Annotated in this window: 20 protein-coding genes and 2 tRNA genes; 17 read left to right on the forward strand and 5 right to left on the reverse strand. The window is 67.1% G+C overall.

Features of this window, described 5'->3' with window-relative positions; all coding sequences use genetic code 11:
- The first annotated feature begins 134 nt into the window (after window positions 1-134).
- A complete protein-coding gene (locus B7R22_RS02970; RefSeq protein ID WP_116410326.1) occupies window positions 135-1,247 on the forward strand; it encodes an Rv2578c family radical SAM protein in 1,113 nt (370 codons plus the stop codon).
- A gap of 19 nt (window positions 1,248-1,266) precedes the next feature.
- Window positions 1,267-1,875, forward strand: a complete 609-nt coding sequence (locus B7R22_RS02975) for a thymidine kinase (protein ID WP_116410327.1) — start codon at window positions 1,267-1,269, stop codon at window positions 1,873-1,875.
- Between the two features lie 117 nt (window positions 1,876-1,992).
- Here B7R22_RS02975 and B7R22_RS02980 read toward each other — a convergent pair.
- From B7R22_RS02980 to B7R22_RS02990, 3 genes are all read right to left on the reverse strand, one after another.
- Window positions 1,993-2,066: transfer RNA gene (locus B7R22_RS02980), tRNA-Pro, on the reverse strand.
- 78 nt (window positions 2,067-2,144) lie between these two features.
- Window positions 2,145-3,080, reverse strand: a complete 936-nt coding sequence (locus tag B7R22_RS02985) for a metallophosphoesterase (RefSeq protein WP_116410328.1) — start codon at window positions 3,078-3,080, stop codon at window positions 2,145-2,147.
- A complete protein-coding gene (locus B7R22_RS02990) occupies window positions 3,071-5,596 on the reverse strand; it encodes a transglycosylase domain-containing protein (protein WP_116410329.1) in 2,526 nt (841 codons plus the stop codon). The genes B7R22_RS02985 and B7R22_RS02990 overlap by 10 nt, the downstream gene beginning before the upstream one ends.
- A gap of 53 nt (window positions 5,597-5,649) precedes the next feature.
- On the opposite strand from B7R22_RS02990, the gene B7R22_RS20415 reads away from it, so the two are divergent.
- Entirely contained in the window at window positions 5,650-5,949 is a 300-nt protein-coding gene (locus B7R22_RS20415; protein ID WP_437184130.1) for a hypothetical protein, read from the forward strand.
- Window positions 5,946-6,416, forward strand: coding sequence for a RidA family protein (locus B7R22_RS03000; protein ID WP_116410330.1), 471 nt, complete (start codon window positions 5,946-5,948; stop codon window positions 6,414-6,416). The genes B7R22_RS20415 and B7R22_RS03000 overlap by 4 nt, the downstream gene beginning before the upstream one ends.
- A gap of 291 nt (window positions 6,417-6,707) precedes the next feature.
- Here B7R22_RS03000 and acs read toward each other — a convergent pair whose 3' ends face one another.
- Entirely contained in the window at window positions 6,708-8,675 is a 1,968-nt protein-coding gene (gene acs / locus B7R22_RS03005; protein WP_116410331.1) for an acetate--CoA ligase, read from the reverse strand.
- A gap of 385 nt (window positions 8,676-9,060) precedes the next feature.
- On the opposite strand from acs, the gene B7R22_RS03010 reads away from it, so the two are divergent.
- The 5 genes from B7R22_RS03010 to B7R22_RS03030 all read left to right on the forward strand — a co-directional run bounded on the left by B7R22_RS03010 (window position 9,061) and on the right by B7R22_RS03030 (window position 12,767).
- On the forward strand, window positions 9,061-10,326 hold the full coding sequence (locus B7R22_RS03010; protein WP_116410332.1) for a TadA family conjugal transfer-associated ATPase: 1,266 nt from the start codon (window positions 9,061-9,063) through the stop codon (window positions 10,324-10,326).
- 253 nt (window positions 10,327-10,579) lie between these two features.
- Window positions 10,580-11,521, forward strand: a complete 942-nt coding sequence (locus B7R22_RS03015) for a type II secretion system F family protein (RefSeq protein ID WP_116410333.1) — start codon at window positions 10,580-10,582, stop codon at window positions 11,519-11,521.
- 265 nt (window positions 11,522-11,786) lie between these two features.
- Window positions 11,787-11,951 carry a DUF4244 domain-containing protein gene (locus tag B7R22_RS03020; protein ID WP_253258867.1) on the forward strand — a complete coding sequence of 55 codons (165 nt, stop codon included), beginning with the start codon at window positions 11,787-11,789 and terminating at the stop codon, window positions 11,949-11,951.
- A 1-nt stretch (window position 11,952) separates the two neighbouring features.
- Complete coding sequence (locus B7R22_RS03025) at window positions 11,953-12,354, forward strand: TadE family type IV pilus minor pilin (RefSeq protein ID WP_116410335.1); 402 nt, start codon at window positions 11,953-11,955, stop codon at window positions 12,352-12,354.
- Between the two features lie 20 nt (window positions 12,355-12,374).
- A complete protein-coding gene (locus tag B7R22_RS03030) occupies window positions 12,375-12,767 on the forward strand; it encodes an Rv3654c family TadE-like protein (protein WP_116410336.1) in 393 nt (130 codons plus the stop codon).
- Between the two features lie 14 nt (window positions 12,768-12,781).
- Here B7R22_RS03030 and B7R22_RS03035 read toward each other — a convergent pair whose 3' ends face one another.
- Entirely contained in the window at window positions 12,782-13,057 is a 276-nt protein-coding gene (locus tag B7R22_RS03035; RefSeq protein WP_253258844.1) for a hypothetical protein, read from the reverse strand.
- A 208-nt stretch (window positions 13,058-13,265) separates the two neighbouring features.
- Between B7R22_RS03035 and topA the strand changes: the two genes are divergently transcribed.
- From topA to B7R22_RS03075, 8 genes are all read left to right on the forward strand, one after another.
- Complete coding sequence (gene topA / locus B7R22_RS03040) at window positions 13,266-16,154, forward strand: type I DNA topoisomerase (RefSeq protein ID WP_116410543.1); 2,889 nt, start codon at window positions 13,266-13,268, stop codon at window positions 16,152-16,154.
- On the forward strand, window positions 16,151-16,798 hold the full coding sequence (tmk, locus tag B7R22_RS03045; RefSeq protein ID WP_116410337.1) for a dTMP kinase: 648 nt from the start codon (window positions 16,151-16,153) through the stop codon (window positions 16,796-16,798). Before topA ends, tmk begins: the two co-directional genes overlap by 4 nt.
- 9 nt (window positions 16,799-16,807) lie before the next feature.
- Window positions 16,808-17,971: a DNA polymerase III subunit delta' gene (locus B7R22_RS03050; protein WP_116410338.1), complete on the forward strand. Its 1,164-nt coding sequence runs from the start codon at window positions 16,808-16,810 to the stop codon at window positions 17,969-17,971.
- Window positions 17,968-19,605 carry an alpha/beta hydrolase gene (locus B7R22_RS03055; RefSeq protein ID WP_253258845.1) on the forward strand — a complete coding sequence of 546 codons (1,638 nt, stop codon included), beginning with the start codon at window positions 17,968-17,970 and terminating at the stop codon, window positions 19,603-19,605. The genes B7R22_RS03050 and B7R22_RS03055 overlap by 4 nt, the downstream gene beginning before the upstream one ends.
- Before the next feature lie 48 nt (window positions 19,606-19,653).
- A complete protein-coding gene (locus B7R22_RS03060; protein ID WP_147305281.1) occupies window positions 19,654-20,304 on the forward strand; it encodes a TetR/AcrR family transcriptional regulator in 651 nt (216 codons plus the stop codon).
- A 35-nt stretch (window positions 20,305-20,339) separates the two neighbouring features.
- Window positions 20,340-20,415: transfer RNA gene (locus tag B7R22_RS03065), tRNA-Thr, on the forward strand.
- Between the two features lie 75 nt (window positions 20,416-20,490).
- Window positions 20,491-21,474 (forward strand): Gfo/Idh/MocA family protein, encoded by a 984-nt coding sequence (locus tag B7R22_RS03070; RefSeq protein WP_116410340.1) that lies wholly within the window; start codon window positions 20,491-20,493, stop codon window positions 21,472-21,474.
- A gap of 30 nt (window positions 21,475-21,504) precedes the next feature.
- Complete coding sequence (locus tag B7R22_RS03075; RefSeq protein ID WP_116410341.1) at window positions 21,505-22,956, forward strand: D-alanyl-D-alanine carboxypeptidase/D-alanyl-D-alanine-endopeptidase; 1,452 nt, start codon at window positions 21,505-21,507, stop codon at window positions 22,954-22,956.
- The last annotated feature ends 31 nt before the right edge of the window (window positions 22,957-22,987 follow it).

Below are 22,987 nucleotides of genomic sequence, written 5' to 3' on the forward strand. Positions count from 1 at the left end.
CCGCCCTGCATTTTCAGAGGCTGAGCGTTCTCTGCGGTCGACACCCCTCACCGCAGAGGGCGCTTAGTTTCGTTAACGGCTCTGCCGTGGTTCTGCAGCTTGCCAAAAATTCGAATGTATGTTCGACTGTTCCCATGAGATGGAGCGGCCAGCAACTCGGTGTCGAAAGCACCTCTGCGCTGCCCGGTCTGGCCCAGCTCGACAACCTGGTGCGCACCGTGACGACGCCCGAGTTCGCGGGAATCACGTTCCACGAGGTGATGGCGAAGTCGGCGCTGAACCAGGTACCCGGCCAGAGCCGCATGCCGTTCAGCTACACGATCAACCCCTACCGGGGCTGTACCCACGCGTGCACGTACTGCTTCGCGCGGCCGACCCACACGTACCTCGATCTCGACTCCGGGCAGGATTTCGACAACCAGATCGTCGTCAAGGTGAACGTCGCCGAGGTACTGGCCCGGGAGCTCGCGAAACCGTCCTGGGGGCGGCACCCCGTGGCGCTCGGAACGAACACCGATCCCTACCAGCGGGCGGAGGGGCGGTATCGGCTGATGCCCGGCATCATCCGCGCCCTCGCCGAATCGGGTACGCCGTTCTCGATCCTGACCAAGGGCACGTTGCTCCGGCGCGACCTTCCGCTGCTGGTCGAGGCCCAGCGCTCGGTGAGCGTCGACGTGGCGATGTCGATCGCCGTGTACGACGACGAGCTCCAGCAGTCCGTCGAGCCCGGCACCCCGTCGGCGAAGGCGCGGCTGGCCACCGTCCGCGCGGTTCGCGATGCCGGCATCGACTGTTCGGTCTTCGTGATGCCGGTGCTGCCCCACCTGACCGATACGACGACGCACCTCGACGGTGCACTGGCGCTGGTGAAGGAGGCGGGCGCGACGAGCGTGCTCCACTCTGCCCTGCACCTCAGGCCGGGCGTGAAGCCGTGGTTCCTCGAATGGCTGGGGCGCGAGCATCCGGAACTCATCGACTCCTACCGGTCGCTGTACCCCGGCACGAGCGCGTACGCACCCAAGGAGTACCGGCAGTGGCTCGGGCGACGCATCGCCCCGCTGGTGGCACGCCACGGGCTGGCACGAGGCGTGAAGGATCCGGCGACCGGCGGAGTGCGTTCGAAGGCCCTCGGGCTGCTGCCGCAGATGGATGACGAGCGCACGTTCGCGCCGCGGCGTCTTGGCGCCCCGGCAGCGGACGGCGCGGGGGCGGGTGCAGGCGCGGAGTCTGCCCCGACCCTGTTCTGACGACGCCTAAGGTGGTCTGGTGGCAAAACTCTACTTTCGGTACGGCGCGATGAACAGCGGCAAGAGCACGGCGCTGCTCCAGGCCGCCTACAACTACGAGGAGCGCGGACACCGCGTGCTCATTGCGAAACCGGCGGCCGACACGAAGGGTGACCTCTCGATCGTCTCGCGCCTGGGTGTCGTTCGCGACGTCGACTTCCTGGTGGCACCGCAGCAGGGTCTTCGCGATGTGTTCCTCGCGGAACGGGAGCGACTCCGTGAAGCCGGTGCGGGCGATGTCAGCTGCCTGCTGGTCGACGAGGCGCAGTTCCTCACGGCGGGGCAGGTCGACGACGCGCTCCGCATCGCCCTGATCGACGATGTGCCGGTGTTGGCGTACGGAATCCGTACCGACTTCCTGACGGCGGCCTTCCCGGGCAGCGGCCGGCTGCTCGAGGTCGCGCACAGCCTCGAAGAACTGAAGACGATCTGTCGCTGCGGTCGCAAGGCGACCTTCAATCCGAGGAAGGTCAACGGGCACTTCGTTTTCGACGGCGACCAAGTGGCGATCGACGGCGACGAGGTCACCTACGAGGCCCTCTGCGGCGTCTGCTACCTCGAGGAGAGCGACGGCCGCCTCTCGGCCTGACCCCCCGTCGGCCTGACCCGCCGCCGGCTTGCCACCCGGGTCGGACCCCGCGCCACAAATGAAAAGAGGAAGGCCCCGTGAGGTCTTCCTCTTTTCACTGTTTAGCAAATACTGCGGTCGGGGTAACAGGATTTGAACCTGCGACCTCGTCGTCCCGAACGACGCGCGCTACCAAGCTGCGCCATACCCCGATCGTCGCACTCACCGGCGTGAACCGGTTTGAACAACCTATCCAGAATAGCCGACTTTTCGAGGGTCCGCGACCTCGCTCAGCTGTCGGTGGCCGGCACCAGCGTCAGAAGGGTGGCTTCGGGCAGACAGGCGAAGCGCACAGGAGCGTAGATCGAGGTTCCGAGACCTGCGGAGACGTTCAGGAAGGCGGATCGCGCGCCGCGCCGCCAGACGCTCAACCCTTTCACCTGTTTGCGCGGGATGTCGCAGTTCGTCACCAGGGCGCCGAAGCCCGGCACGCAGACCTGGCCGCCGTGGGTGTGTCCGGCGAAAATCAGCTGGGCCCCGTTCGTCACGAACGAGTTGAGGATGCGCTGGTAGGGCGCATGCGCGACGCCGACGGTGAGTGTCGACGATCCGTCGGACGAATCGTCGTCGTTTTCGCGCAGACCCTCCAGCGAACCTGAGGCGGCTTCCAGCTTGTCGTACCCGCGGTGGGGGTCGTCGACTCCGAAGAACTCGATCCGGGTGCCGTTGACGGTCAGCGTCGTGGCGCTGTTGTCGAGATCGGCCCAGCCCAAGGAGGCGAACAGGGCGTGCTCGCGATCGATGTCGAGCCTCTGCACCTTATCGGGGCTCTTCGATGGGCCCACGAAGTAGCGGAGCGGATTCTTGAACGACGGCGCCCAGTAGTCGTTCGAGCCGTTGACGAAGACGCCGGGGACACCGCGGAACGGCTCCAGGGTGCCCGCCAGAGCGTCGTAGGCGTCGATGTGGCCCAGGTTGTCGCCCGTGTCGACGATCAGGTCTGGCTTCAGCCTCGCGAGGGCGCTCACCCACCGCTGCTTGCGGTGCTGGAACGGAGCGAGGTGGAGGTCGGAGAGGTGCAGCACCCGGATCGGGTCGGCACCCGGTGCGAGAACCGGCACGCTCACCCGTCGCAGGGTGAAGAGCTTCCGCTCTACCAGTGCGCCCCAGGCGACGGCGCCGAGGCCCGCGGCCGCGCCCAGGGCGAGGGCGGCCTTTACGGACATGCCACCAGCGTCACGTTCGTCGTGGACTGATTGTACGAACCCGCTCCCGGAGACTGGCTCACCACCGTGTTGGGTTTGCATGAAGCGTCGGTGCTCGCCTGCACCGTGACGTTCCAGCCCTGCCCCTTCAGCGCATTCGCGGCGGCTGCAGGAGCCTGGCCGGAGACGTCGGACAGAGGCTTCTGCTTGCCGTTGCTTGTGAACACGTCGATGACGGAGTTCTTCGAGGCGCTGCTGCCAGCCGCCGGATCGGTGCCGGAGACCTGCCCGGCCGTCTTGTCGGAGTCCTGCTGCCCGGCGTCGTTCGCGCTGAAGCCGGCGTTCTCGAGCTTCGAGATCGCTGCGTCGATGGAGAGGCCCGAGACATCCGGAACCGTCACCGTCTGAGCGTTGCTGAGGATGCGGGACGGTGCCGGGAAGGAATCTCCACCATACGAGTCACCAATCTGCTTGTAGAAGTCCTTCCACATGAACAGTCGCGACAGACCGCTGCCGACGTTGCCGCTGCCGGATCCTGCCACGGTCGTCTTCCGGATGGAGACGTCCCCGGTGACGTTGCCGACCCAGGATGCCGAGACCAGCTTGGTGGTGCCGCCGATCAGCCACACATCCTTCTCGTTCTCACTGGTACCGGTCTTGCCGAAGTGCGGGGTGCCGTCTAGCGGATTGCCGGGGGAGGCGGTTCCGTTCTGGATGACGGCCTGCATGGCATACAGGGCCGCAGACGCGATGGTCGGATCGATGGCCTGGGTGCAGCTCGTCTGCGGAGCCTGAACGTTGGCGCCGGTCGCATCCGTGATGCTCGTGATGGCGACCGGGGTGCAGAAGACACCCTTGTTGGCCACCCCGGCGTAGGCCGCGGCCATCGTCAGCGGGGCGATCTCGTTTCCACCGAGCACGATTCCGTAAGGACCGGTGATCAGCTCTCCGTCGTCAGCGCGGTGCACTCCCAGGGACTTCGCGACTTTGCCGATGTCACAGAGATCGAGTTTGGAGGCCATGTTCATGAACGCATTGTTGACGGAGTCCTGGAACTGGGAGAGCACGGTCGCACGCCCACCGGACTCGCCGGCGTCGTTACCCGCCACGTAGGGGCCGTCCAGCACCGGACCGCAGCTGTTCGTGAAGCTCCGCGACGTGAAGGTCTGGTTGTTGGCACCATTCACGATGTCGCCGAGGGAGTGCCCGGTCTGCAACCAGTCGATGATCGTGAACAGCTTGAACGACGAGCCGGGCTGGAAGCCCGTCGATCCGCCGTATTTGAAGTCGGTGTTGTAGTTGATCGCTGTCGACGTCGCCTGGTCGGAATTCGGGTCTTCGCTGTAGGTCTTGTTCTGCGCCATGGCGAGCACCTTGCCGGTGCCGGGTTCGACGGTCGTGAACGTGCCGCCGATGTCGAGCTTGTCGCTGGAGTACGGCACGTAGTTGTTCACCACGTCGAAGGCCTTCGATTGCAACTGCATGTCGAGGGTTGTGTAGATCTTGTAGCCGCCCGTGTTCAGGTTGTGCGAACGCTCCTCGGCGGTGGCCCCGAAGGTCGAATCCTGCTCGATGATGCGTTTGACATAATCGCAGAAGAACCCGGCGCCGTAGACGGCGGTCTGGCAGCCGGTCGACGGCTGGGTGATGTTCGGGGTGACCTCTGTGGCGACAGCCTCGTCGTATTGCGCCTGCGTGATCGTGTGCTCTTTGAGCATCGACGGCAGGATGTCCTTGTCGCGCCGCGCCTTGTTGTCTGCCGTGTGCGCTTCGTCGATGTCGATGCGGAGCGCCTCGGGCTCGTTCACGATCGCGATGAGGCTCGCGGCCTGCGGAAGCGTGAGGGCGTCGGCATTGACCCCGAAGTAGTACTGCGACGCGGCCTGGATCCCGTACACCCGCCCGCCGAACAGCGCGATGTTCATGTACCCGAGCAGGATGTCGTCTTTGCTGTACTCCTTCTCGAGGCCGATCGCGAGCTTAGCTTCCTTCAGCTTGCGGTCGGTCGTCTGGGCGGTGGCCTCTGCATAGGCGGCGGCCTGTGCGGCCGGATCCTGGATCGCCTCGGCCCGCTGCACGAGGATGTTCTTCACATACTGCTGCGAGATCGTCGAGGCGCCGGAACTGATGCCGCCGGACACAAAGTTGCCGACCAGGGCGCGGAAGGTGGACTGCACATCCACACCGCCGTGCACGTAGAACCGCGGATCCTCTGTCGAGACGAGGGCGTCCTTCGCGAACTGGGAGATCTGATTCCAGCCGACGGTCTGCCGGTTCTGCTCGTAGAACGAAGCGAGGAGCACATCGGAGCCGTCGGGGTTCTTCGCATAGACGCTGGAGGTCTGCGAGAGAGCATCGGGCTTGATGTAACTGGGGAGGTTCTCGAACACGCCGATAGAGTTGTTCGCGGCAAGACCGGTGATCGCGAGGGCCGGAGTGACCATGGCTGTGACGAGCACGCCGACCAGCGCGCTCATGCCCACAAGGCCAAGGAAGGCTCCGACCGCGCCGCTAACCTTACGTTTTGGGGCAGACATAGAGCGAAGCCTAAGTCACAAACCTGAGAAATTCGATATTGAGGAGATGCCCCGTGACCACATGGGAGTACGTGACCACCCCGCTGATGATCCACAACACAGCGGCCATTCTGAACAACTGGGGCTCTGACGGCTGGGAGCTCGTGCAGATCGTGACGAACGAACAGGGCGGCATCGTGGCGTACCTGAAGCGTCCGCTGCAGGGTTCGGAGCCCGCCGCTGCCGCCGCGTCGGCTGCCGCTGCGGCCGGATCGTGGAACGACGGCGCTGCATCCGGGCCCGACGGAACCGGCATTCCGGCCGCGCCCGGCCAGGACGAGACGGGTGCCGTTGGCTCGGGGGATGCCCGATGAGCGCGATCGCGGAACGCCTGGCCGAACTCGGCATCGAACTCCCCGCCGTGTCGCCGCCAGCAGGCGCGTACGTGCCGGCGGTCATCCACGGCGACCTCGTCTTCACGGCGGGCCAGCTGCCATTCGTCGACGGAGCGCTCGCTGTGACCGGTAAGGTCGGCGACGGCTCATCGCTGGTGGCACCGGATGTCGCCAAGTCCCTCGCCCGCACGGCGGCCATCAACGCGCTGGCGGCGGTGCAGAGCGTGCTCGGGTCGCTCGACCGGGTCACGCAGGTGGTGAAGGTGACCGGTTTCGTGTCGTCTGATCCGTCGTTCAGCGGCCAGCCCGGCGTGATCAACGGCGCATCGGAGCTGTTCGGCGAGGTCTTCGGCGACGCGGGCCTGCACGCGCGCTCCGCCGTGGGCGTGGCGGTGCTGCCGCTCGACTCGCCCGTCGAGGTGGAGCTCATCGTCGCGTTCGCGTAGCCCGCGCCCCGCCACCATCCCGGCCCGCGCCCGGCGCGCCACCTCGCCGGCCCGCGCCCGGCGCGCCACCTCGCCGGCCCGCGCCCGGCGCGCCGCCTCGGCACGGCGCGGTCATCCCGCCCGCGCTCTCCGTGTCGCAATTCAGGCACAGCGCGCCGCCGTCGACCATCTCGACGCCGGCCCCCCTTGTGCCTGAATTGGCGTAGGCCGGGTGGCCGGGCGGGCGACCCCTCCGGCGGCCGGTCATCCCACCAGGCGGTCAGCCCACCGGCCGGTCATCCCACCAGGCGGTCAGCCCGCGATGTTCGTGCTGATGATGGTCATTACTTGCGTGTCGGCGAGCGTCGTCGTGTCGCCGATCTCACGGCCTTCCGCAAGGTCGCGGAGCAGCCGCCGCATGATCTTGCCCGACCGGGTCTTCGGCAGCTCCGCCACGATGAACACCTGCTTCGGGCGGGCGATCGCGCCGATCTGCGAGGCCACGTGGCTCCGCAGCTCAGCAGCCAGGGCATCGGCCTCCTGCGCGAGATCGCCTATCTGCTCGACGCGCACGATCACGAACGCGACCACCGCCTGGCCGGTCGTCTCGTCGGCGGCCCCCACCACGGCGGCCTCTGCAACCCGTGGATGCGACACCAGCGACGACTCGATCTCCGCGGTGGAGAGCCGGTGGCCCGACACGTTCATCACGTCGTCCACGCGGCCGAGCAGCCAGATGTCGCCGTCCCTGTCGAGCCGGGCGCCGTCGCCCGCGAAGTACTTGCCCGGGAACGTGCTCCAGTACGTCTCGACGAAGCGGTCCGGGTCGCCCCAGATTCCGCGGAGCATCGCCGGCCACGGCTCGGAGACGACAAGAAGCCCACCGGAGTTCTTGCCGACAGGCGTGCCCGAATCATCCAGAACCTCGATGTGCAGCCCCGGCAACGGAACCTGTGCCGAACCCGGCTTCAACGTCGTGACGCCGGGCAGCGCAGAGACCATGATCGCTCCGGTCTCGGTCTGCCACCAGGTGTCGACCACGGGGGTCGTGCCGGCACCGATCACGTCGCGGTACCAGATCCAGGCCTCCGGATTGATCGGCTCGCCGACAGAACCGAGCAGGCGGAGGCTGGTCAGGTCGAACGCGTCGGGAATCTGCCGGCCGAGCTTCATGAAGGTGCGGATCGCCGTCGGTGCTGCATACAGGATGCTCACTTTGTACTTCTGGATGATCTCCCACCACCGGCCCGGGTGCGGGGCGTCGGGCGTGCCCTCGTAGACGACCTGCGTGGCGCCGTTCGCGAGCGGCCCGTAAACGACGTAGGTGTGGCCGGTGATCCATCCGACGTCGGCTGTCGACCAGTAGACGTCGCTCTCAGGGCGCAGGTCGAAGACGTTCTTGTGAGTGAAGGCTGCCTGCGTGAGGTAGCCACCGCTCGTGTGCAGGATGCCCTTCGGCTTGCCGGTGGTGCCGCTCGTGTAGAGGATGAACAGCGGTGTCTCTGCGGGGAACGGCTGCGCCACGTGTTCGGCGTCTGCTGCGGCGATCTCGTCGTGCCACCAAAGGTCTCGGCCCTCGAACCAGTCGATGTCGTTCTCGCCACGCTTGACGACGAGCACGTGTTCGACGGTGCTGGAACCGTCGCCGTCGATCGCGAGCGCGGCATCCACAGCAGGCTTGAGGGCTGAGACCTTGCCCTTCCGCCAGCCGCCGTCAGCGGTGATCACGAGTCGGGCGGCTGCGTCGTCGATACGGGCGCGGAGGCTCTCGGCGCTGAAGCCTCCGAAGACGACCGAGTGAATGGCGCCGATGCGCGCGACGGCGAGCATCGAGATGATGGCCTCGGGAATCATCGGCAGGTAGATCGCGACCCGGTCGCCTTCGCCGATGCCCAGGCTCTCCAGCGTATTGGCAGCCTTCTTGACCTCCGCGGTCAGTTCGGCGTAGGTGAACGTTCGGCTGTCGCCGGGTTCACCCTCCCAATTGAGAGCGATCCGGTCGCCATTGCCTGCTTCGACATGCCTGTCGAGGCAGTTGTGGGCGACGTTCAGCTCGCCGTCTTCGAACCAGGTCGCGAACGGCGCGTTGCTCCAGTCGAGCGTCTTGGTGAAGGGCTTATGCCAGTGCAACAGGTCGGCGGCCTGCTCGCCCCAGAAGGCGGGCCTGTCGCTGGATGCACGGTCGTAGAGCTCTGCCGACGCCACGGCGTTTTGGCGGAACGACTCGCTCGGCTCGAATCGTCTCGTTTCGTGCAGCAGATTGTCGATGCCGTTCGTCATGGTGCTCCTTTGCTCCGGGTACTCCTCGATTCTGTCGGAAAACGCGGATCGCGTCGCATCTCTTCCGCTTCGGAACAATTTTCGGCGTATTGCTGGGAATCGACTGAAACGGTTTGCGGCCATGTTTCGGTCGGGTAAACTTTTGTCTACCAAGCCGATTCTGACTTGGATGCAGCGCCATCATGATTCCCCCCAATCAGGCGCTGCTACGGCGGCACCTTTTCCCCCAATAGGTGCCGCCCCCTTCATTTAACCCGGGTGTTCGGAGCCGTTCGCGGTGCCGGATGTCTTGCACGCTCCCTCCACAGTGCGGTGGCGGAGGCAGTTGTCCACAGATCTCGCTGAATGCCGATCTGCCGGTTGCCGGTCTTTCTAGGATCGGCGCATGACAGTCACGACTGGGCGTTACATCGCCGCGAGAAGGGTGCGCCGCAGCGAGCATGCGGCGCCGGGCGCGGGTGGGCAGGCGGTTCCGGATGTCGCAACCGGGTCGTCCCTGCGGGCACCGTCTGCTGCTCCGGCGGTTCCGCGCGCCCGGGATTCCGCGGATCTCGCTGGGCCGGGTAGGCCGGGTGGGCCTGCCCGGTCTACCGTGTTGCTGACTCGATCCGGCACGGCGGCCAGCGCCGGGCCGCCGCTCGCCCGGGTCACGGAGGGTCTCGGTCCGCTGGAGAAGTTCGTGCGGGATCCCGAGGTGACCGACGTCTTCGTGAACGGTCCCGACGATCTCTGGATCGACAGGGGTGGAGGGCTGGTCAAGGTCGACGGGTGGTCGTGCCCGGGTGAACCCGAACTCCGCGAACTCGCCGTTCGCCTCGTAGCGCTCGGCGGGCGCCACATCGACGAGGCTTCCCCGTGCGTCGACGTGCGCCTCCACGACGGATTGCGCCTGCACGCCGTGCTGCCGCCGGTCTCCCCGCGCGGTACGCTCATCTCCCTGCGCATCCCCCGCACAGGTCTCCTGCACCTCGACGACCTCGCCGGAGCGGGATTCTTCACCCCGAACGGGGGTGCCGGCCCCGACTACCGGTCGATCGTCGACACCGCAGTCTGTGAACGCTCCAATGTTCTGGTCACCGGTGCGGGTGGTTCGGGCAAGACCACATTCCTCTCATCCCTGCTCGCTTCGGCGCCGCCCGAGGAACGAATCGTTGCCATCGAAGACGTCGCCGAGCTGAGGGTCGACCACCCTCACTTCGTGTCGCTCGAAGCGCGCCAGCCGAACCTCGAGGGAGCGGGCGGCATCAGCCTCGGACGACTGCTGCGAGAGGCACTCCGCATGCGGCCCGACAGGCTCGTGCTCGGTGAGTGTCGGGGGAGTGAGATCCGCGAGCTCCTGTCAGCGCTGAACACCGGCCACGACGGTGGTGCCGGCACGCTTCATGCGAACTCCCTGGCCGACGTGCCGGCCCGGCTCGAGGCGCTCGGCGCGCTCGCGGGGCTCACCCCGGAGGCGATGGCGCGCCAGGCGGTGAGCGCCATCGACGTGGTGCTGCACCTCGAACGAACGGGTGGCTACAGGCGCCTGGCTGAGGTCGGCGCCTTCATGCTCGATGATCGGGCTCGCCTCCAGGTGCGCCCCCTGGGCGGGGAATCGCTGGAGCGCTCGAAGCCCTTCGACGGTGTGGGGAACGGAGGCAGGCATGCCTGAGAGCGTTCGCCGGGCGCGATCCGCCGGCCGCGACCTGACCGCGGAAGTTGCGCAGGCTGTCCGGCCCGTCCGGCCTGGACGAGTTGCCCGTCGTGACCGGCCTGCGCTTGCCGCCCGACCTGACCGGCCTGCGCGGGCCGCCGTCCCTGATCGGCCCGAACGAGTTGCCCGACGTGACCGGCCTGCCAGGGCTGCCCAACGAGCCCGATCCGGTCGGCGATTCGGGTCGGCCGGCGCAAGCCACGTCGATGGAGTGGCCGCCGTCGTGCAGCGCCTGGCCGTGCTCCTCGAGGCGGGTGTCGCCCCGTCGAGTGCCTGGGGGTACCTGGTCGCCCCCGAGGGGTCGTCGGCCGGGAGGCCTGCGCCGGCTCGCTCGAAGACGGGAGCGCGGCACGCGATGGTGGTCCAGACGATCGCGCGAGCGGTGGGCCGTGGTGTGCCGGCTGACAGCGCGATCGCCGCGGCGGCCCGCGCAACAGATCCCCGCACCGCTCAGGCTTGGCTGGCGGTGGCCGCGGTCTGGCAAGTGGCGGCGGAATCTGGAGCCCCCATCGCACCCTGTCTTCGCGAAGTGGCATCGGCGCTCCGGGAGATCGGCGACAACCAGCGAGCCATAGAGGTCGCGCTCGCCGCCCCCGTGGCGACCGCCCGGCTCATGGGTGTGCTTCCGCTCGTCGCGCTCGGCCTCGGCGCCCTGCTCGGGTTCGACAGTCTCCGGATGCTCACAACGACCGTTCCCGGCCAGGTCTGTCTTGTCGCGGGCGTCGGCCTGCTCGTGATTTCCCGTGCATGGAATGCGCAGCTCGTCCGGGTCGCGGCGGCGAGACCGGTCGTGACCGGCCTCGCCGCGGAACTCACCGCCGTCGCAATGAGCGGAGGCGTGTCGGTCGATCGCGCCCAGCAGAGCGCAGGCGAGGCCCTCGAAGCGCATCGCCTGCTCGAACCCGGGGGCATGGCAGCCGTCGGCCAGGTGATCGAGCTCTCCCGGCGGGCAGGGGTTCCCGCGGCCGAACTGTTGCGGAGCGAAGCGCGGCACCAGAGGCGGGAGGCGCTGGCTCGGAGCCAGAAGGTCTCCGCCCGGCTGTCCGTGCGGCTCATGATCCCCCTGGGGCTGTGCGTCCTCCCCTCGTTCATGTTGCTCGGGGTCGCGCCGCTCCTGCTCGCGGTCGTCACCTCGACGTTCGGTTCGTGGTGAGCGTCGTGACATCGCGATACCGGTCCCCACCCCGCAGCCCACGCTCCACCTCGCCCACCTCGCCCGCCCCGCCCACCTCGCCCGCTCTCCCACCTCGCCCTCTCTCCCACACCCCCGACCCACTCACTTCCCCCGACCCACTCACTTCCCCCAGCCCATGCGCCACCCCATAACAAGAAAGAGGCATCCCATGCAACACACCACGATTCGCGAACCGCTCACTGGAGACAGTTCGACACCGGCGGGGGGCGGGTGGCGCCGACGACTGGCGCCAGTGCTCGACGACAGAGGATCGGCGACGGCCGAATACGCGATCGCCACCATGGCTGCCGTGGGATTCGCCGGCCTGCTGGTCGTCATCCTGCGGGGCGATGAGGTTCGATCGGCGCTCGCCGACATCATCCACCGGGCTCTCACTGTGGGGTCCTGACGTGAGCTGGGTTCCTGAGGTGCGCTGGGTTCCTGAGGTGCGCTGGGTTCCTGAGGTGCGCTGGCTCCGGGATGACCGGGGAACGGTCACCGCCGAGTTCGCGGTGGCGCTGCCCGCCGTGCTCCTGGTGCTGATGCTCGCTGTCGCTGCGCTCCAGGGCGCAGCCCTCCAGGTGCGCGTCGTCGATGCAGCGGCGGTCGCCGCTCGCACCCTCGCCCGGGGTGAAGCGGGCGGTGACGTCGAGGGCCGGCTGCACCAGCTTCTCGGGGAGTACTCCCTCGGCACCGTTAACGACGGGGACTTCGTGTGCGCCACGGTCTCGGCGCCCATCCGGTTCGGCGCGTTCGGGAGCGCTGGTTTCGAAGCGAGTGCCCGATCCTGCGCATTGGCGGGTGGCAAGTGAGAGCGGCGGCCAGACGCCTGATGGACGACGACCGCGGAGCAGGGTCGGCCCTGGCGCTCGCCGTCGTGGCCGCAGTGCTCGTGGTGACAGCGGGATTGATGGCCCTCGTGATCGCGTTCGCGGCCAGGCACCAGGCCCAGTCGGATGCCGATGCGTCGGCCCTGGCTGCGGCGGATGTCGCGTCGGGAGTGGTGGCCGGGGTGCCGTGCGAAGCTGCGGCGCGTGCTGCGGGCCTCGGTGGCAGCAGTCTTGTCGAATGCGCACTCACGGGCGGTGTCGCAACGGTTAGCGTCGGGAGGACAGTTCTGGGAGTCGAGGTGCGTGTGACGTCACGCGCAGGGCCGGGCCCCGTCGAGAGGCCGGGCCCTGCCGAGGGGCCGGGCCCGCTGCCTGCCGAGACCCGACCCCCGTGACGCCGAACGACGATCTAGGCGAAGACCGCCTGCACGAACCGGTACTCGACAGCGCTCGGGCGGCGGGTGGCTTCTGGGCCCTCGCCGAACTCGATTCCGCTTCCCCGGATATAGAGGTAGTGCTTCGAGGGGGAATCCGTCGGGATCTCGATCCTCGGCTGGGCCTCACCCCCCGGACTGAATTCCGTACTGATGGTCTTGCCTTCGAGCGGCCCGTCCACGAGCTTCGCTGTGTAGGTTCCGAATTGGGTTGCAGACACGATGGTCCACTCCTCTCCTTTGAGTTTCACCCTCCATACTCCTCCGCCGGGGCGCGGCCGCAAGGGGCAAGCTCACAGCCCCGTGCGCGATGAGCCCGAAGGGCAATTAGGTGAACACCGTCAGAGGGTGTGTATGGTGTGCCTGACGGGCCTCGTGTGCCCGTCGGCCACACGCTTCTTCTCACCAGAGACCCCGAAGCGTTGTCGGCAATCAGTTTCCAGTGTTCAGGGAGTGCCCGTGCCAGGCCCGAGAAAGCTCGTCATCGTCGAGTCGCCGACCAAAGTGAAGTCCATCGCCCAGTACCTCGGCGAGGGCTATGAGGTGCAGGCCTCCGTCGGTCACATCCGCGACCTCGTCGAGCCGAAGAACCTGCCGCCGGAGCTGAAGAAGGGCTCGCTCGGCAAATTCTCGGTCGACGTCGAGAACGGTTTCGCTCCGTACTACGTGGTCTCCGCCGAGAAGAAGAAGACGGTCGCCGAGCTGAAGAAAGCCCTGGCCAACGCCGACGAGCTCTACCTCGCAACTGATGAGGACCGCGAGGGCGAGGCCATCGCGTGGCACCTGCTCGAGGTGTTGAAGCCGAAGGTCCCCGTGCGGCGCATGGTGTTCCACGAGATCACCAAAGAGGCGATCGAGCACGCCCGCGACAACACGCGTGACATCGACGAGGCCCTCGTCGACGCGCAGGAGACCCGCCGCATCCTCGACCGCCTCTACGGCTACGAGATCTCGCCTGTACTCTGGCGGAAGGTCGGTCCGGGCCTCTCCGCGGGCCGCGTGCAGTCCGCCGCCACCCGCCTCGTCGTCGAGCGTGAGCGCGAGCGCCTGGCGTTCACTGCCGCGAGCTACTGGGACCTCAACGCCACTCTCGCCGACGCGGCATCCGGAGCAGGCGCGCAGTCCTTCGCCGCCCGGCTCGTGCGCGTCAACGGCGATCGCATCGCCACGGGCCGCGACTTCGACGAGTCCGGTCAGCTGAAGAGCAAGGCGACCATGCTGGGCGAGCCGCAGGCCCACGCTCTCGCCACTGCTCTCAAAGACCCGAGTGTGGGCATCCAGGTCGCCACCGTGGAGTCGAAGCCGTACACGCGCCGCCCCGCCGCGCCGTTCACGACCTCGACGTTGCAGCAGGAGGCCGCGCGAAAGCTCCGGTTCTCCGCCCGGCAGACCATGAGCGTTGCGCAGTCGCTCTACGAGAATGGCTACATCACCTACATGCGAACCGACTCACCGTCGCTGTCCCAGCAGGCGTTGAACGCGGCCCGCACGCAGGCGACGGCGCTGTATGGCGCGGAGACGGTTCCCGACAAGCCCCGGCTCTACTCCGGAAAGGGCAAGAACGCGCAGGAGGCCCACGAGGCCATCCGTCCGGCCGGCGAGACGTTCCGAACCCCGTCGCAGGTCGCGTCCACGCTCAGAGGCAACGACTTCAAGCTGTATGAACTCATCTGGAAGCGCACCGTCGCATCGCAGATGGCAGACGCCAAGGGTTCGACCGCTTCCGTGACGATCACGGCCGGCCCGACCCCTGTCGAAGGCCTCACCGCCTCGACGATCGCCGAATTCTCGGCCAGCGGCACCGTCATCACCTTCCGCGGCTTCATGCTCGCCTACGAGGAGAGTGTCGACGAGGAGCGGAACGCCTCCAACGAACCGACCGAGTCGAAGCTGCCGCCCCTCACTGCGGGCCAGACGCTGCGTGCGGTCGACGTCGAAGCCGCCGGGCACGAGACCAGTCCGCCTCCGCGCTACACGGAGGCGAGCCTCGTGAAGACGCTCGACGAACTCGGCATCGGCCGCCCCTCGACTTATGCGTCGATCATCTCGACCATCATCGACCGCGGCTACGTGACGCCGCGCGGCCAGGCGCTCGTTCCGAACTGGATCGCTTTTTCGGTGATCCGTCTGCTCGAGGAATTCTTCTCCGAGTTGGTGAACTATGAGTTCACGGCCGAACTCGAGAACGACCTCGACAAGATCGCGGGCGGGGAGGAAGACCGGGTCGATTGGCTCAACGGGTTCTACTTCGGCAACGACGACCACCGTGGCCTCCGCGACGTGATCGACAACCTGGGTGACATCGATGCCAAGGCGATCAACTCGATCGCCCTCTCCGACGAGATCACCCTCCGAATCGGAAAGTACGGCCCCTACCTCGAGGTTGCGGAGGATGACGGGGTCGACCTGGCCACGGGCGAGATCAAGACGCCGCGCCGCGTCAACATCCCGCCGGAGCTGGCGCCCGACGAGCTCACCCTCGACAAGGCCGAAGAACTCATCAACGCCCCCGTGGTGGTGGATCGCGTCATCGGTGTGAACCCGGAGAACGGCAAGAACGTCGTGGCAAAGGACGGCCGCTTCGGTCCCTACGTCACGGAGGTCGACCCCGAACTGACGGCCGAGCAGGAGGCTGCGGCCGCCGCGGAGTTGCTTGCTGCTGCCGCGCTTCTGGTGGAGCCCCCGGCGGCCGCCGCATCGACCGCCACGGCGGCTGCCGGCACGACGGCCAAGAAGACCGCCGCCAAGAAGACCGCCGCCAAGAAGACCGCCGTGAAGAAGGTCCCGGCCAAGGCCGCTGCAGTGAAGCCCCGCACGGCCTCGCTCTTCAAGTCGATGGACCTCGCAGCGATGGACATCGACACCGCCCTGAAGCTGCTGAGCCTGCCCCGCACGGTGGGCGAGGATCCGGAGTCGTCCGAACCGATCCTGGCCCAGAACGGCAAGTTCGGCCCCTACCTGAAGAAGGGTGTCGACACCCGCTCGCTCGACAACGAGGATCTGATCTTCGAGATCGACCTCCCCGGTGCGCTCGAGCTCTTCGCCCAGCCCAAATACGGGGCCAGGCGGGCATCCAGTGCCCTGAAGGACTTCGACGAGCCCGATCCCGAGAGCGGCAAGGCCATCAAGATCAAGGACGGCCGCTTCGGTGCCTACGTGACCGATGGGGTCACGAACGCCACCATTCCGAAGGCCGAATCGATCGAGGAGATCGACTTCGACCGCGCCGTGCAACTGCTCGCCGACAAGCGTGCGAAGGGGCCGGCGAAGCCGCGCACCACCACCAAGCGAGCGGCCAGCACGACCACCCGGAAGGCTCCCGCCCGAAAGGCTGCTCCCAAAAAGTGACCGATCTCGCCAAGCGCGGTCTTTTCGTCACCATCGAGGGTGGCGACGGGGCCGGCAAGTCCACCCAGGCGGCTCTGCTCGAGGAATGGATGGTCGCCGAAGGTCGTACGGTGCTCCGCACTCGCGAACCCGGCGGCACGGACTTCGGGCTCGAGGTGCGGGAGATCGTGCTGCACAGCCGCGGGCACATCACCGATCGCGCGGAGGCCCTGCTCTACGCTGCCGACCGGGCCCAGCACATCGCCACGAAGGTGCGGCCGGCGATCGAGCGAGGTGAGGTGGTCATCCAGGATCGCTACATCGACTCGTCGGTCGCCTACCAGGGAGCCGGCCGCGTGCTCGACGGCTCCGAGATCCGGCGGCTCTCCGAGTGGGCGACCGAGGGCCTGGCGCCCGATCTGACAATTCTCGTCGACCTCGACGAAGATCTGGCACGCGACCGGCTGAACATCGCGCAGAAACGATTCGACAGGCTCGAAGCGGAGAAGGACGACTTCCACAGGCGCGTCCGGGAGTCTTTCCTGTCGATCGCCAGGAAAGAGCCCGAACGGTTCCTCGTGGTTGACGGAGCCCTGCCCCCGCTCGAGATCTCAGCGCTGATCAGGGCCCGCCTTGCACCGCTTCTCTCCAGCCCCGGCAGGTAGGTTGTCTCTATGAGCGTGTGGGACGAACTGACCGGCCAGTCCGAGGCCATCGACGTGTTCCGCGATGCTGCCGGAAACGTCGGCGGGGCGATGACGCACTCCTGGCTCATCACCGGCCCGCCCGGTTCTGGCCGATCGAACCTCGCCTATGCCTTCGCCTCTGCGCTGCTCTGCCGCGACGGGGGCTGCGGCCACTGCCGCGACTGCCGGCAGGTCGCCGCGCGCACCCATCCCGATCTCGCAGTGCTCAGCACCGATCGCGTCATCATCTCGATCGAGGAGGTGCGCACCCTCGTGGCGAGTTCCCAGTTCTCACCGTCGGTCTCCCGATACCGGGTGATGGTCATCGAAGACGCCGACAGGATGGTCGAACGCACGTCGAACGTTCTGTTGAAGGCGCTCGAGGAGCCGCCCGAGCGCACGGTGTGGATTCTCTGCGCGCCGAGCGAGGCGGATCTGCTGCCGACCATTCGATCGCGGGTGCGTTCGGTGCGGCTGCGGGTGCCGAGCACCGACGATGTGGCTGCCCTCCTCGAACGGCGCGACGGCGTCACCCCGGAGACGGCAGAGCGCGCTGCCCGGGAGGCACAGAGCCACATCGGTATGGCGCATCGGCTCGCCACGAATGCAGACGCCCGCGCCAGGCGTGACGAGACGCTGTCGGTGGCCCTCGGCATCCAGAGCGTGCCCCAGGCCGTCATGGCTGCGGCTCGGCTGCTCGAGCTCGCGAAAGACGACGCGCTGGCCATCACCGACGAACGGGACGCCGAAGAACGCGAGAGCACGCTCCGGAGCCTCGGGGTCGAACCGGGCCAGGCCGTTCCATCCGGGCTCCGTTCACAGGTCAAACAGCTCGAAGACGACCAGAAGCGGCGAGCGACGAGAAGTCTCCGTGACGGGATCGACCGCATCCTCGTCGACCTGCTCTCGCTCTACCGAGACGTGCTGCTGCAACAGCTGGAGGCGCGGCTCGAGCCGATCAACGCGGCCATCCAGCGGGACATCGACGCGCTCGCGGCCCGCACCGAACCCGCCGACACGCTCGCCGTGATGGACGCCATCGCCGATGCGCGGCGCCGCATCACCCAGAACGTCACCCCCGCGCTCTCGCTCGAAGCGATGCTCATCACGGTCGCCCTGCCGGGCGCCGCACCACGAAAGGCCTACCCGTGACCGTTCTTCCCCGTGGCGTGCCAGGTGCCGCCCGCGCTCCGATCGCCCGTCGCTCCCGCCGCAGGCTGGTTGGCGTCATCGCTGTCGCCGCCTCTGCGGTCCTCGCTCTCTCGGGGTGCACCACGTGGTTCGCCGGATCGGCGAACACTGCAGACGGCGGCTCCGGTTCCGGTTTCTCGACCGGCGGCGCGTCGGCCGGTTCGTCGACGCCGACCGGTGAGCAGGTCGATGCCGACCTGAAGCCCTTCTACGACCAAGCTCTGGCCTGGAAATCGTGCGACAGCGGGTTCGAGTGCGCCACGGCGAGTGTTCCGATCGACTGGAGCAACCCGACCGGCGACACGATCGAGCTCGCCCTCATCAAACAGCCCGCCAAGAGCAGCACGCGCCAGGGCACCCTGTTCGTGAACCCGGGCGGCCCGGGGGTCTCCGCGCTCGACTTCGTGAAGGACAGCGTCGACTTCGCCGTCGACCCCGAAGTGCAGCAGCAGTACGACATCGTCGGATTCGATCCTCGCGGCGTCGGCGCTTCGAGCGCGGTGAAGTGCGTCACATCCGCCCAGATGGATTCGTACCTCTACGACATCGTGCCCGGAAAGCGCGGTTCTGCGGAATGGCTCTCCGGCGCGGCGGCGGTCGCCAAGAGCTTCGGATCGGGTTGCGCGTCGGACACCGGCGCACTCCTCGGGCACATCGACACGGAGAGCACAGTTCGCGATCTGGACGCGCTTCGCGCCTCGGTCGGCGACACCGGACTGAACTACCTCGGTTACTCCTACGGAACCTTCATCGGCAGTGAGTACGCGACGCTCTTTCCCGACAAGGTGCGTCGTATGACGATCGACGGGGTCGTCGACCCGACTTCGACCGGCTTCGCCTCGAGCATCGGACAGGCCAAGGGCTTCGAGGGCGCTCTCCGGGCGTACCTCGCCGACTGCCTTGACGGATCGAACTGTCCGTTCTCGGGATCGGTCGACACTGCGGCCAAGCAGGTTCAGACCCTGCTCAACGCCGTCGACACCACGCCCATCACGTCGTCTGACGGGCGAAAGCTCGGTTCGGCATCCCTGCTGACCGCGATCTTCTACCCGCTCTACACCCAGGACAGCTGGCCCTACCTCTCGCAGATGATCGCGCAGGTGAAGCAGGGCGACGCGACGCTCGCCTTCCAGCTGGCCGACGCCTACAACGGCCGGAAACCCGACGGCAGCTACCAGAACAACCAGACAGAAGCCTTCACGGCGATCAACTGCCTCGACTATCCGGCGGTGACGGATGCCGCCACCATCGCCTCGCAGAACGCCCAGCTCATCGCTGCCGCACCGACCTTCGGCCCCTGGTGGACCTATGGCGACGTCGGCTGCGCCAACTGGCCGGAGGCTGCGACGCGCACACCCGGCCCGGTGAGCTACGACGGATCCGCGACGATCCTCGTCGTCGGAACGACCGACGACCCCGCAACGCCCTACTCGGATGCGCTCGACGTGTCGAAGCAACTCGCGAAGTCGCAGCTCATCACCTACAAGGGTGAGGGCCATACCGCCTACGGAACATCCTCGTGCGTGCACGCGCTCGTCGACGACTACTTTCTGACCGGCACCGCGCCGACCAGCGACCCGCAGTGCACCACCTGACCCGGCGAAAAAGTTGCATTGTCTGCAATAATTGAGGGTGTGAGCACAATGACGAGTACAACAGAGGAGCCGGTCGAGCTGGGTCTTCGCGAGCGCAAACGGATCGCCACGAGCCGCAGCATCCAGCAGGCTGTTCTCGAACTCAGCCGGGACAGCGGTCTCGACAATGTGACCGTCGACGAGATCAGCAGGCGCGCCGACATCTCACCGCGCACGTTCTTCAACTACTTCTCGTCGAAGGAGGCAGCGGTTCTCGGCGAGTCCCCGTTCTCGCTCCCGCCGGCCGAGGTTGAGGCGTTCGTGCACGCCGGTCCCGAGGCGCCGATCTTCGAGGGCTTACTCGACATCATGCGTGCCATCGCGGACATCGACAGCCAGGACTTCGACATGCACCAGCTTCGAAAGCTGGTCATCCGTGACTATCCGCACCTGCTTGTGCAGAGAATCACGAGTATGCGCGAGTTCGAGATCGATCTCACCTCGGTGGTGGAACGGCGTTTGATCGAGGATGACCGGGTTGCTGCCTCGTCCGGTGAAAACCCTGATCAACAGCCGGTTGGTGAGCGTGCTCGGTTGATCGCCCTGGTGGCGATCGCCGCGATGCGGCACGCTTGGGCGTGGTGGGCGGAGAGCCCCGACGGGCAGACGATGTCGAGTCTGCTGAGTCGCTCGTTTCGCGAGTTGCGAACACTCCTATAAGCTTGCTTGCTGTGCCGGTGGAATCCGTCGGCCAGGCCGCCTTAGCTCAGTCGGTAGAGCGATTCACTCGTAATGAATAGGTCATCAGTTCGATTCTGATAGGCGGCCCCACGACGGAAGGCCCGGGAAACCGGGCCTTTTTCCGTCCGTGTAGATGTCGTCGCTGAAGATGAGGGAGAACGTGTGATGCCGAACGGACTGCGCTGGGGAATTCTTGCCACCGGGGGGATCGCTTCATCGTTCGCCACCGACCTGCAGGCGAACGGACTCCAGTTGACGGCGGTGGGCTCGCGCTCCCAACAGTCGGCGGACGAGTTCGCGGGTCGTTTCGGCGGTATCACGGCTCACGCGAGTTACGAACAACTCGTGGCCGACCCCGAGGTCGACGTGGTCTACGTGGCGACACCGCACCCGTTCCATGAGCAGAACGCATTGATGGCCATCGCCGCGGGCAAGCATGTGCTCGTCGAGAAGGCCTTCACCCTGAACGAACGGCAGGCCGAGACGATCGTCGAGGCCGCGCGCGAAGCAGGCGTCGTCGTGCTCGAAGCCATGTGGACCAGGTTCCTGCCGCACATGGTGCGCATCCGCGAAATCATCGCGGCCGGCACGCTCGGCGACGTGCGCACGGTGCTCGCCGACCACAATCAGAAGCTCCCCTCCGAACCGAACCACCGTCTGAACGCCCCGGAGCTCGGCGGTGGCGCACTGCTCGACCTTGCGATCTATCCGGTTTCGTTCGCCGTCGACGTGCTGGGTGTGCCGTCCGGCGTTCTGGCGAGCGCGAGCATGACGCCGACCGGCGTCGACCGACAGACTGCGATCATCCTCGAGCACGAAGGCGGGCGGCAGTCCGTGCTGCATGCCGCGCTCGACACGGCCGGACCGAACGTGGCCGCCGTGTTGGGAACGGACGCCCGGATCGAGATCGACCGCACGTGGTACATGCCGACGACCTTCCGCGTGATCGACCCGAAGCAGAACGTGCTCGAAGAGTTCGATCATCCTGTCACCAGCCGGGGCATGCAGTACCAGGCCTGGGAACTCGAGCGGGTGGTCGCCGCCGGTGAGCTCTCGAGCCCGCTTCTGCCGGGGTCGGAGAGTGTGGCGATCATGGGTGTGCTCGACGAGGTGCGTCGCCAGATCGGGCTGGTGTTCCCCGGGGAGTAGCCCCGCAGGGTGCGCTGATACAGTGACCGGATGCCGGGCCATTCCGCTTCGCAGAATCCGCGTCGGCGGCGGTGGCTTGTCGCCGGGGGGTGGAGCGCCCTCGTGGTGCTGGGCGCCGCATCGGTCGCGGGTGGAGCGGCTTTTGCTTCGGGTCGCGCCGATGTCTCCGTAACCGCTCCCGCCCTCTCTGGTGCGCCGACGCCAGCGCTGAGCCCGGTTCCCACGGCGACAGGGCCGGTTGTCGAGCGCCGGCCCCAGCCGACGACCGCTGCGGCGCCGGCCATCGTCCGCACGTGTTCCGTGGACGCTCTGGCTTCGGCTGGCGGCCTCGGCACGTTCCAGGGAACTGTTCGCGATGCATCAACCGGGAGCATCCTGTTCGATCGTGGTGGGGAGCAGTTCTCGCGCACAGCCAGCGTGATGAAGGTGCTGACCTCTGCGGCCGCGCTCGCCGTGCTCGGGCCGGATCATCGCGTCACGACCCGCGTGGTGCGGGGGGCCGCGGCGGGCGAAATCGTGCTGGTGGGCGGTGGCGACGTGACCCTCGCGAGCGGGGCCTCGAACATCTACAACGACAGCGCGTCGATGAATGACCTCGCAGCCCAGGTGAAGGCGGCCTGGTCGGATGACCCGTTGTCGAGTGGCAGCGCCATCTCCACGATCACCCTCGATGCCTCGATGTTCACCGGCGACACGTGGCAGCCGTCGTGGAACCGAATCGAGCAGACGGAGGGCTCCACCGCAGAAGTCGCTGCCCTCATGGTCGACGGTGATCGGGCCAACCCCTCGGCAGACACCTCGCCGCGGAGCGACGACCCGGTCGCGCGCGCCGGGCAGGCATTCCGGTCGGCGCTCGGCTCGCTCGCCTCCGGTGCACGGCTCACCGAAGGCACAGCGACCGCAGGAGCGACGACGCTCGGTTCGGTTCAGTCGGCTCCCGTGTCGACGATGGTGCAGGAGGCGGTGCTGCGCTCGGACAACACCGAGGCCGAGATGCTCGCCCGGCTGACTGCCATCACGCTGGGCGCCGGCTCGTCGTTCTCGGCTCTCCAGAGCGCGATTCCCGCTGCGCTCCGCGACGCGTACGGGCTCGATCCGGCGGGGCTCGTGATCGTGGACGGATCGGGCCTGAGCGACGACGACGCCGTGTCGACGCGGTACATCACGACGCTGATGGACAAGGTCAACGCACGGGAGGCCAACCTGGGCGTGCTTCTCGACGGGCTTCCCGTGGCGGACCAGACGGGCACGCTCTCCTACCGTTTCACGGGCGGGAACTCTGTGGTGAACGGCAAGGTGTTCGCCAAGACGGGCTCGATCGACTCGGGTAACATGCTCGCCGGAGTCGTCCACGCGGCCGACGGCTCGGTGCTCACGTTCGCCTTCTTCGCGCTCGGCAGCCAGCTCGGTTCGGGGCGGGAAGCCCTCGACGCACTCACGGTGGGCCTCTACACCTGCGGCAACGCTCTCTCGAACCACTGACCCGACCGCCATCCTGCGAACGGGGCACTGT

This window comes from Subtercola boreus, from assembly GCF_003399635.1.
GTDB lineage: Bacteria > Actinomycetota > Actinomycetes > Actinomycetales > Microbacteriaceae > Subtercola > Subtercola boreus_B.

Excerpts from the sequence above, each read along its gene's own strand:
- B7R22_RS03030 (WP_116410336.1), top strand. The coding sequence starts at position 12,375 with ATGGACGACGACCGCGGAGCAGGGTCGGCCCTGGCGCTCGCCGTCGTG.
- acs (WP_116410331.1), bottom strand. The coding sequence starts at position 8,675 with ATGACGAACGGCATCGACAATCTGCTGCACGAAACGAGACGATTCGAG.
- B7R22_RS03050 (WP_116410338.1), top strand. The coding sequence starts at position 16,808 with ATGAGCGTGTGGGACGAACTGACCGGCCAGTCCGAGGCCATCGACGTG.
- B7R22_RS02970 (WP_116410326.1), top strand. The coding sequence starts at position 135 with ATGAGATGGAGCGGCCAGCAACTCGGTGTCGAAAGCACCTCTGCGCTG.
- B7R22_RS02985 (WP_116410328.1), bottom strand. The coding sequence starts at position 3,080 with ATGTCCGTAAAGGCCGCCCTCGCCCTGGGCGCGGCCGCGGGCCTCGGC.
- B7R22_RS03060 (WP_147305281.1), top strand. The coding sequence starts at position 19,654 with ATGACGAGTACAACAGAGGAGCCGGTCGAGCTGGGTCTTCGCGAGCGC.
- B7R22_RS02990 (WP_116410329.1), bottom strand. The coding sequence starts at position 5,596 with ATGTCTGCCCCAAAACGTAAGGTTAGCGGCGCGGTCGGAGCCTTCCTT.
- B7R22_RS03010 (WP_116410332.1), top strand. The coding sequence starts at position 9,061 with ATGACAGTCACGACTGGGCGTTACATCGCCGCGAGAAGGGTGCGCCGC.
- B7R22_RS03070 (WP_116410340.1), top strand. The coding sequence starts at position 20,491 with ATGCCGAACGGACTGCGCTGGGGAATTCTTGCCACCGGGGGGATCGCT.
- B7R22_RS03000 (WP_116410330.1), top strand. The coding sequence starts at position 5,946 with ATGAGCGCGATCGCGGAACGCCTGGCCGAACTCGGCATCGAACTCCCC.
- B7R22_RS03075 (WP_116410341.1), top strand. The coding sequence starts at position 21,505 with ATGCCGGGCCATTCCGCTTCGCAGAATCCGCGTCGGCGGCGGTGGCTT.